The organism is Planktothrix serta PCC 8927, assembly GCF_900010725.2.
GTDB lineage: Bacteria > Cyanobacteriota > Cyanobacteriia > Cyanobacteriales > Microcoleaceae > Planktothrix > Planktothrix serta.
Genome location: NZ_LR734826.1, coordinates 46,431 through 56,029, shown reverse-complemented (window position 1 = coordinate 56,029; position 9,599 = coordinate 46,431). Strand labels below are relative to the sequence as shown.

Annotated in this window: 10 protein-coding genes and 1 tRNA gene; 7 read left to right on the top strand and 4 right to left on the bottom strand. The window is 39.6% G+C overall.

Features of this window, described 5'->3' with window-relative positions:
- Positions 1-54: 54 nt before the first annotated feature.
- Positions 55-690, top strand: coding sequence for a Uma2 family endonuclease (locus PL8927_RS01890; protein WP_083616990.1), 636 nt, complete (start codon positions 55-57; stop codon positions 688-690).
- 62 nt (positions 691-752) lie between these two features.
- Positions 753-1,400: a Uma2 family endonuclease gene (locus PL8927_RS01885; protein WP_083616988.1), complete on the top strand. Its 648-nt coding sequence runs from the start codon at positions 753-755 to the stop codon at positions 1,398-1,400.
- 39 nt (positions 1,401-1,439) lie between these two features.
- On the opposite strand, the gene PL8927_RS01880 is transcribed toward PL8927_RS01885, so the two are convergent.
- The 3 genes from PL8927_RS01880 to thrS form a co-directional block, all read right to left on the bottom strand.
- Positions 1,440-1,742, bottom strand: coding sequence for a type II toxin-antitoxin system RelE/ParE family toxin (locus PL8927_RS01880; protein ID WP_083616986.1), 303 nt, complete (start codon positions 1,740-1,742; stop codon positions 1,440-1,442).
- Entirely contained in the window at positions 1,727-1,915 is a 189-nt protein-coding gene (locus PL8927_RS01875) for a hypothetical protein (protein ID WP_083616985.1), read from the bottom strand. Before PL8927_RS01875 ends, PL8927_RS01880 begins: the two co-directional genes overlap by 16 nt.
- 244 nt (positions 1,916-2,159) lie before the next feature.
- Positions 2,160-3,989, bottom strand: a complete 1,830-nt coding sequence (thrS, locus tag PL8927_RS01870) for a threonine--tRNA ligase (protein ID WP_083616982.1) — start codon at positions 3,987-3,989, stop codon at positions 2,160-2,162.
- 202 nt (positions 3,990-4,191) lie between these two features.
- Between thrS and PL8927_RS01865 the strand changes: the two genes are divergently transcribed.
- The 5 genes from PL8927_RS01865 to PL8927_RS01845 all read left to right on the top strand — a co-directional run bounded on the left by PL8927_RS01865 (position 4,192) and on the right by PL8927_RS01845 (position 7,913).
- Positions 4,192-4,524, top strand: coding sequence for a DUF2605 domain-containing protein (locus tag PL8927_RS01865; protein WP_083616980.1), 333 nt, complete (start codon positions 4,192-4,194; stop codon positions 4,522-4,524).
- A gap of 308 nt (positions 4,525-4,832) precedes the next feature.
- A complete protein-coding gene (locus PL8927_RS01860; RefSeq protein WP_083616979.1) occupies positions 4,833-5,144 on the top strand; it encodes a DUF2973 domain-containing protein in 312 nt (103 codons plus the stop codon).
- A gap of 268 nt (positions 5,145-5,412) precedes the next feature.
- On the top strand, positions 5,413-6,483 hold the full coding sequence (locus PL8927_RS01855) for an RNA-guided endonuclease InsQ/TnpB family protein (RefSeq protein ID WP_456319732.1): 1,071 nt from the start codon (positions 5,413-5,415) through the stop codon (positions 6,481-6,483).
- The gene (locus PL8927_RS01850; RefSeq protein WP_083616977.1) at positions 6,459-7,742 is read left to right on the top strand and encodes a slr1306 family protein; all 1,284 of its coding nucleotides are present in this window, start codon (positions 6,459-6,461) and stop codon (positions 7,740-7,742) included. Before PL8927_RS01855 ends, PL8927_RS01850 begins: the two co-directional genes overlap by 25 nt.
- A 100-nt stretch (positions 7,743-7,842) precedes the next feature.
- A tRNA-Gly gene (locus tag PL8927_RS01845) sits at positions 7,843-7,913 on the top strand.
- A 210-nt stretch (positions 7,914-8,123) separates the two neighbouring features.
- On the opposite strand, the gene PL8927_RS01840 is transcribed toward PL8927_RS01845, so the two are convergent.
- The gene (locus tag PL8927_RS01840) at positions 8,124-9,311 is read right to left on the bottom strand and encodes a site-specific integrase (protein ID WP_083616976.1); all 1,188 of its coding nucleotides are present in this window, start codon (positions 9,309-9,311) and stop codon (positions 8,124-8,126) included.
- Positions 9,312-9,599: the final 288 nt, after the last annotated feature.

Genomic DNA, 9,599 nt, shown 5'->3' with positions numbered 1-9,599 from the left:
CTGAAGCGCAACAACGGGTTTTTGATATAATTTTGTTAAAGAGGAGATTTAACGATGTTAGCGAGTAAACTGGAAACGTTTCTTAATTCTGAAGAAAATTTACAGGGTTCAGAGGTTCGTTACATTACAGATAAGGTAAGTTGGCAATATTATGAAACCCTATTAACTCAATTACAAGATAGTTTGGAGTTTCGCTTAACTTATTTAGATGGAATTTTAGAAGTTATGTCACCGAGTCGCAATCATGAAAGTATTAAAACCCGAATTGGAACCCTTTTAGAAATCTATTTTTTAGAAACAGATACAGAATATTATCCCACAGGTTCGATGACATTGCGGAACCCAGAACAACGCGGGGGAACTGAACCGGATGAAAGTTATTGTATTGGAATTAATAAAGAAATTCCTGATTTAGCGATAGAAGTTGTGATTACCAGTGGGGGAATTAATCGTTTAGAAGTTTATCAAAGATTGGGAGTGCATGAAGTTTGGTTTTGGCAAAATAATCAGTTTCTAGTTTATCATTTTCGGTCTAAAAATGTAGAACAATTTCAGCAAACATCAGGATATGAATTAATCCATAAAAGTGAAATTCTTCCCCATCTCGATTTAGCTGTATTAGCGGAATCTGTCCAACATCCTAATCCTTTAATAGCTGCAAAAACATTCCGTCAAACATTAAATCAGTAATTATAGCGCTGAAGCGCAACAACGGGTTTTTGATATAATTTTGTTAAAGAGGAGATTTAACGATGTTAGCGAGTAAACTGGAAACGTTTCTTAATTCTGAAGAAAATTTACAAGGTTCAGAGGTTCGTTACATCACAGATAAGGTGAGTTGGCAATATTATGAAACCCTATTAACTCAATTAGAGGATAGTTTGGAGTTTCGTTTAACTTATTTAGATGGAATTTTAGAAGTTATGTCACCGAGTCGCAATCATGAAAGTATTAAAACCCGAATAGGGGATTTATTACTGATTTATTTTTTAGAAACAGATACAGAATATTATCCTACAGGTTCGATGACATTGCGGAACCCCGAACAACGTGGGGGAACTGAACCGGATGAAAGTTATTGTATTGGAATTAATAAAGAAATTCCTGATTTAGCGATAGAAGTTGTGATTACCAGTGGGGGAATTAATCGCTTAGAAGTTTATCAAAGATTGGGAGTGCGTGAGGTTTGGTTTTGGCAAAATAATCAATTTTTGGTTTATCATTTCCGGTCTGAAAATTTTGCACAATTTCAGCAAACATCAGGATATGAATTAATTAACTCTAGCGAACTTCTTCCCCATCTCGATTTAGCTGTATTAGCGGAATCTGTACAACATCCTAATCCTTTAATGGCCGCAAAAACCTTTCGTCAAACCTTAAATCAGCCTAAAAAATGGTAGAGACGCGCCAGGGCGCGTCTCTACGGGGATGGAATGAATCTATTGTTGACTCAATTCAAATTTTAATAACGTTTTACCGTGAATCACGGCTCCAATGGTAACAATGTCGTTTTGAATTTGATAAATGATTCGATAGGTGTAAGCAAATTGTTCACGGATGTTCTCATCGCCAAATTCTTGAACCATGATTCCATCTTCAGGAGATGAACTCAAGTTGCGCGTAACCTCAATGATTCTCTGGACAACCGCCGCCGCATAAGAAATTGAATCCCGTGCAATGTAAGCAGCAATTGCATCAATATCATCAATGGCTTGAGGCGACCAAACTACTTGATAACCCATTTACTTAATAAACCTTCTGCTTCCTCTTGTATGAGATTCCTGGTGTTTTCGTGAATCGTAAGTCCATGACGAACTTTTTCGATTACATAAAGATGGTATTGCACATCTTCCAGAGAACAATTATCTGGTAGGTTCTTCAACAAAGATTCTACTTCCTTTTTGGTTGTACTCATAATTTTTTTGGGTTTTTTTTATAGTTATTATAGTTTTCAATAACTGAAGCACCCGAAAGATACCGTTGACCCCGACTTGATTAGGGGATAAAGTCGTCAAAATAGAATATAAATTAGATTTCCCCCTGGGGACTGCCCAAAGGGACTCGAATGCTTCAGTCATTGTTAAATCCAGCGTATAGTCTTGCCAAACCGATAATATCAGATTTATCGGCTTGGGTGTCACTCTAAACCGTTACTCAATTCAGAAATTGCTGTAACTAGAAATAGCCTGTTGCATCCGTGTAATTACATCCCCAACAGGAATAGCGCCTAACTCTCCATCCGCGCGAGTTCTAATATTCAAGCAATTGGACTCAACTTCCTTGGCTCCGACTACCGCCATCACAGGAATCTTATGTTTCTCAGCATTGCGAATTAATTTCCCTAAGCGTTCATTACTAATATCGGCTTCAGCACGAACCCCAAGCGACCGTAATTTGAGAGCAATCTCTTGAGCAAAGGGTAAGAAATCCTGACTTACAGGTAATAACCGAAACTGCACTGGGGCTAACCAGATGGGGAAATCTCCGGCATATTCCTCGATTAATATTCCCACTAATCGTTCCAAAGAGCCAAAGGGCGCACGATGAATCATCACCGGACGTTGACGAGTCCCATCTTCGGCCACATATTCTAAATCAAAACGTTCCGGTAAATTATAGTCAACCTGAACGGTTCCCAATTGCCATTCCCGTTCTAAAGCATCTTGGAAGATAAAGTCTAATTTCGGGCCATAGAATGCGGCTTCTCCGATACCCTCAAAATAGTTCATTCCCAAGGTTTCCACCGCCTGACGAATAGCCGTTTCTGATTTATCCCAGATGTCATCAGAGCCAATATATTTATCAGAACTAGGGTCACGGAAACTTAATCGGGCCTTAAAGTTCTTCAGTTGTAGACTGTTGAACACTGAAAGAATCAAATCTACAACTTTGATAAATTCATCATTCAACTGTTCCGGGGTGACAAATAAATGGGAATCATCGACTGTAAACCCTCGAACCCGGGTTAACCCGCCTAATTCTCCTGATTGTTCATAACGATAAACTGTCCCAAACTCCGCTAAACGCATGGGAAGTTCTCGATAGGAACGTAATTCACTTTTATAAATTTGGATATGAAAAGGACAGTTCATCGGTTTGAGGACAAACCCCAGTTCATTTTCCTTAGCTTCCTCATCTTCGGCCATCATCGGGAACATATCTTCTTTATATTTCTGCCAATGTCCCGATGTTTTAAATAAATCGACCCGGCCAATATGGGGAGTCGTTACCTCTAAATAACCCCGCTTGAGTTGTTCTTGTTTGAGGAAATTCTCTAAGGTATTCCGTAATAGGGTTCCTTTCGGTGTCCATAAGGGTAATCCTGGCCCGACTAAATCCGAAAAGATAAATAAGCCTAACTCTTTCCCTAAACGGCGATGGTCACGTCGGAGGGCTTCTTCCTTGCGGCGTTTATATTCGGCTAATTGTTCGGGAGTTTCCCAAGCTGTCCCATAAATCCGTTGCAGTTGGGCTTTGGTTTCATCCCCTCGCCAGTAAGCACCCGCTACACTTTCGAGTTCAATCGCATTCGGGTCAATCTCAAGGGTATTCTCAACGTGTGGCCCTGCACACAAATCCCACCATTGATCACCTAGATGATACAAGGTAATCGGTTCCTGTAAGCCTTCGAGGATTTCCAGTTTATAGGATTCTCCTATTTTCTGGATGCGTTGTTGGGCTTCTTCCCGACTGACTTCTTCCCGAATTACGGGGAGTTTCCGCTTGATAATCTTAGCCATTTCCTTGTGGATGGCTTTTAAATCCTTCTCGGTAAAGGGTTCAGGACTATCAAAGTCATAATAAAACCCATTTTCAATCCAGGGGCCTATGGTGACTTGTGCCTTGGGAAACAGTTTCTGTACCGCCATTGCCATAACGTGGGAAGCTGTATGGCGAATCCGCTTTAAGGCTTCAGATTCACTGGTTTTGGGCAAATGGACTTTTTTCTCTAATGGTTCTTGAGAACCATCGGACTCTGCTATAGACATTGATTAAAATTACAACACTACAATAAAAGTTTATTGATCCAATTGTACAGAAGATGGGAATTGTTGGCGGTTCACTTTTAACGGTTGACGGTTGACGGTTGACACCCGACACCCGACACCCCTAAAACTTTTATTAAAAAAAATATTAAGAATTGTAAAGAGTGTTAATATTATCTGAAGTCAAGTTTTAATCAAACAATCCATGCTAAGTCCCAACTTGCCTGAAGAATCCGAACTTCTGAAAACGATATTACAACCGTTGTTAGAGGATTTTGAATACTGGTTTCAACGGTCACGGCATCTTTTGGAAACAGAGGAGATGTCCTTTTTGACTCAGCCACAACAGTCTGACCTCCTAAACCGGATTAGAGAAGCCCAACAGGAAGTCGGTGCTGCTAAAACTCTGTTTCAGGTAACGGAGGGAAAAGTTGGAATTGAAATGACTGTATTAATGCCTTGGCATAAACTCTTAACGGAATGTTGGCAAGTCGCGGCTCGCTTTCGCATCGAACAAGCCAATCAAGTTAAAAATTAAGCTTAGAGGGTAAATCCCCGGAAAAACAAGTTCTATTGGGGCAAATCTAATCTTTATTCCCTCTAAGTTAATATTTGCCAATCCGATAGATATTTTACAGAAGTTTTTCCCCTCAAGCTTGATCATGAGTCAAACATTGATCGAGTTTTTTTAACCAAAAGGTTCGATTCAATCAGAGAGTATGTCAAAATCTAAGTGAAGGAACTTTTCACCTCCCCCCGGCTAAACCTTTAAAATAACAAAACCCTTGCTGGCATGAAAACAGCTTCACATTAACTGCACAACCCCTACCCCTTAAGGAGATAAAAATGTTACACTTGGTTTACATCCTGGCTTTTACCGTTATAGCTTTTCTGGCTGTTCGTAACTTAATTCACAGTCTTTTAACAGTGGGTCTGGAATCCCAGAAACTTCACGAACCTCGCAATTATGGCGGGTCAATGAACTCAGGGCGAACGCAGAAAATGCTCCATCCCGAACTGCTAGATGAAACCGGAAATTTAATTAATGAACCTTTGTTAGTGATGCGATCTTTGTCCGTTCAAGATGCGCGAAATCAATTAGATAATTTATATAAATCCTCTCCGGGTTATGTAGATGATACTCGTGATGAAGAATAAAAACAATTAAAAATTAGGCAGGAAGAATTAAGAATTGCCAGGGTTGACAAGAGATTATTAAGATTGCAATACTTACAATAATTCATCATTGTTAGCCTCTTCAAACCATCTTTTTTACAAATCTTAATCCCCCCTGTTCATAAAAGAAAGATGGGAGTGTGGAAACGAGCGCGTCTTCAGACCTGAGAGGAAACACGACTCAAGGGAATTTATTCCCCTTGAGTCTTATTGAATCATGATACCATAAAGAGAAATTAACAAAGCTGTGATGGTCGAATCAATGGCTAAAGCTAATAAGACAATGGGAGTACAGCAAGTTTTACTTTCTCCCGACCCTGAAACCCGTGCCTTACTAGAATATCTTTGTCAACAATCAGGTAAATTGTACAACACAGGAATTTATTTTGCCCGTCAAACCCTTTTTAAGACAGGTAAATTATTAACAGGAAAGTTTAATTTAGCTTTTGAGCCATCGGTAGCTAAGTCTTTATTAGCACAATCAATGCCATCAACGCCGATGCAACAAACCTTGATGTCGGTAACAGAATCTTTCAAATCTTTTAAAAATTTGAGAGATTTGTATACAAAAGGTCAATTACATTTTCGACCTAAACCCCCCGGCTATCTCAAAGGTTGTAAATTGTTCAAGGTTGCCTATCCTAATTCGGGAGGACAAAGACCAACAATAATTAATGGTCAACTTAGATTCTCTTTAGGATTAACGGTTAAAAGATGGTTTGGAGTATCTGAATTTTTCTTACCTATGCCATCAAATGTTGACTATTCAAAAGTTAAAGAGTTTACTATTCTTCCCAAAAATGGTGCTTTTTATTTGGAAATATCTTATGAAGTAGAAAAACAGAAACATGAATTAGATAGTAATCAAGCCTTGTCTATTGATTTAGGAACTGCTGATAATTTAGCAGCTTGTGTTGATACCTTGGGAAATTCCTTTCTAATTGATGCCAGGGCAATGAAAGCTATGAATCAACTTTGGAATAAAAAAGTATCAACACGCAAAGAAGGTAAATCTCAAGGATATTGGGATAATTGGTTAGACCGTATAACTCGTAAACGCAATCACCAAATGCGTGATGGTGTTAATAAAGCAGCTAAACAAGTGATCAACCATTGCCTCAAATATGGTATTGGAACTTTAGTAATGGGTTGGAATGAAGGGTTTAAAATTAATGCTAATCTAGGTAATTTGAATAATCAAAAATTTGTTCAAATGCCTTTGGGCAAACTAAAATCCCGTGTAAAACAACTTTGTGATTTACACGGGATTAGGTTTANGGGACAGAAGCTCTGCAATTGTCGCCTCCTCCAGTCCCTTTAAATCAGGAATTAGTGGAAAAAGCGATCGCCCAGACTCAAACTCTGATCCAACGTCTGGCCACAGAATCCCCTACTCAGAATAGCCGTTTAGAAGCCCTGCAACAGCAAACGGATCAACTCAACACTCACCTGCAACGAACAGATCTGCGGATCGCCGTTACGGGTAACAAAGGTGTGGGAAAAACGGCTTTGTTACAAAGGTTACAGTCGGACTGGCTGACTCAACACCCTCAGACCTTAAGTTTGACAGAAGTTTCAGTTGCAGAACTAGATTCTTCTCTCCCCAATTTATTAACGGTGGCGGATATAGTTCTATTTATAACTGCCGCCGATTTAACTGACCCCGAATTTAAAATCCTCTCTGGACTGATAGCAAATCATCATCGAGTTATTTTAGTTTGGAATAAGCAAGATCAATATTTAATTGGCGATCAACCTGTAATTTTACAACAGTTAAAAACCACGTTAACTGGGGTGTTATCTTCGGATGATATTGTTGCGATCGCAGCCTCTCCGAATCCGGTGAAAGTCCGTCAACATCAAGAGGATGGGACTGTTCAAGAATGGCTAGAACCGCAATTACCGATCCTGGATTCTTTAACAAAACACCTCGATTCTATTGTAAGTCAAGAACAGCAAGTCTTAGTATTAGCAACAACCTATCGAGAAGCGTTAGGATTGCGACAGGAAGCCAAAGAAATTGTTAATCAAATGCGTCGAGAACAGGCGTTACCTCTGATTGAACAATATCAATGGATTGCAGCAGCCGCAACGGTGGCGAATCCAGTTCCAGCTTTAGATATGTTAGCAACGGCGGCGGTTAATGCCCAATTAGTCATGGATTTAGGGGCGATTTATCAACAAAAATTCTCCCTTCAACAAGGTCAAGAAGTTGCAACAACAATCAGCACTCAGATGTTGAAATTAGGGCTTGTGGAAATCTCCACCCAAACCTTAACCTCGTTATTAAAAAGTAATACTGTAACGTTTATTGCTGGAAGTCTGGTTCAGGGGGTGAGTGCAGCCTATTTAACCCGAATTGCGGGGTTGAGTTTAATTGAGTATTTCCAAGCGCAGGAAATTCAATTAGAAGCCACTGATAATCCCAGTCTGAATTGGGATAATCTCAAGAAAACCCTACAAACGGTCTTTCAGCAAAATCAACAGGCGAGTTTATTACAGTCCTTTGTTAAACAGGCCATCAATTATCTATCGGTACAATTCAAACCGAAGCAAACCGTTGAATCCTCGGCATCTTAGGTCATGTCTGTCTCGTGTTCCCCAGTCCTCAAAAAAAAGTTTGAGAACTGGGTTTACATTTCTGAAGTTTATGCTATAGTTAGAAATCGTGACAGACAACGCGGGTGTAGTTTAGTGGTAAAACTATAGCCTTCCAAGCTATTAATGCGGGTTCGATTCCCGCCACCCGCTTACCAAAACACCACCTATAGGCAAGAACTGAAACCTCTACGCTGTTTAAAGCATAGGGGTTTCTAAGTCCTGAGAGTATAGCTACTTTAATGCCTTTTTTTACCGTTCAAAAATCGTTCAAAAAATTTTTTGCACGGTATAGGGCTACGCGCATACGTTAGGACAATTTCTAAAGGCAGCATCCACGTTTGATTTGATTAGCATCCTGAATCAATCACTAAAACTTCCCGGCCGTAAGTCATAAATTGCAGCATCCCCTAAATAACGCCGTCGGATTTCATCAGAGGATGTATCACACCATTTGGCAACAACACTTTCAGAGCGATTGTGTAAGATAATCTGTTCAGTAATAAAGGTATCTCGTCCACACCGAGGCGTTAAGTTTCGGTCGGGAAATAAAGGGTCAACAACTTTATTCCAAGCTTTATTACTAAAGTTTCCATAGCTAATTTTTAACCCTTTTGGACTAGGAAACACCCAAGCATTAGGGTCTGGATTTTCCGGTTTAATGCTGTTTAATAATTCCTCTAATTCACTGTACAGAGGGAATTTACCATCGCGTCCAGTTTTTGTAATCCGTCCAGGAATGTGTAAAAGACCAGATTTAACCATACTCCATCGGTACTGACAAATCTCTTCCGGTCGTCTACCAATCAAAAATAACCCTTTAACAAACGGGTAGTAATAACTGTATGAGTAACCCGTATAACCTCGTCCGTTCCAGTTGCCTCTGTGGTTTTGGAACGCTTCAAATATTTTCTGTTTTTCCTCTAAAGATAACGCCATCGGTGCTGATTCAGTTTCATAATGATGGGTTAACTCTTGAGGCATTCCCTCAAACGGACTACTGGTTAAACTAATCCTTTTATGTTTAATGGCAAACTTAACAGCCGCGTTGATATGGGTTAAACACCGTTTAGTCATAGACTCTGTAGTGTTGTCTAAGAACCACTGCCGAACTGCTAAAGCGTCAAATTCTGTTACTGAACAGTTGTGAATATAATCTCCTAACTTTTCCATATAATCCATCGTTGATTTAGTCCCATCTTCCCCTTTTTTCCAACTCGGTTTTTTATAGTCAAAATATAAGTCCCAACATTGCTGTAAGGACAATTCAGGTTTTTTTATTGACTGAATAATGGTTAACTGTGGCTGTTGAGCATTAATCATCTTTAGATATCTTTCAAAGCTAAAGTCAAAAATCCCATTAGCAATATCTATTTCAATTTGCTTGACTACGTTTGCAGCTTTAACCCGAAATTCCAGCGAATCAGGACAGCGTAAGTGAATGTATCGTTGTTGGCCGTTATATAAACTTCTTGGCAATGACAATTTTAAACGGCCACGGTCACTGGTAATTCCTACCTGGCCCTTACGACGTTGGGGGTTCTCTTGCATGGTATTTGACTCGCATTTGACTCGTAATGGTAGACAGGATAACAGACTTTTAAATCTTCAACACCAACTGTCAAAAGTTTTTGCGCCAATTATAGTCTAGGCTGGAAGGCTATTAATGCGGGTGGCGGGAATCGAACTCGCTTTTACCAAATGCTAAATATAGACAATTACTGAGACCTCTGCACTACATAATGAAGTGATCAGCTTCTGGTCATGGCTTTCTGATTCTGTGGTTTCGAGGCTTGCACTTGGGTTTAGGGTTAAAATAAACTCGCTATAGCATATTGA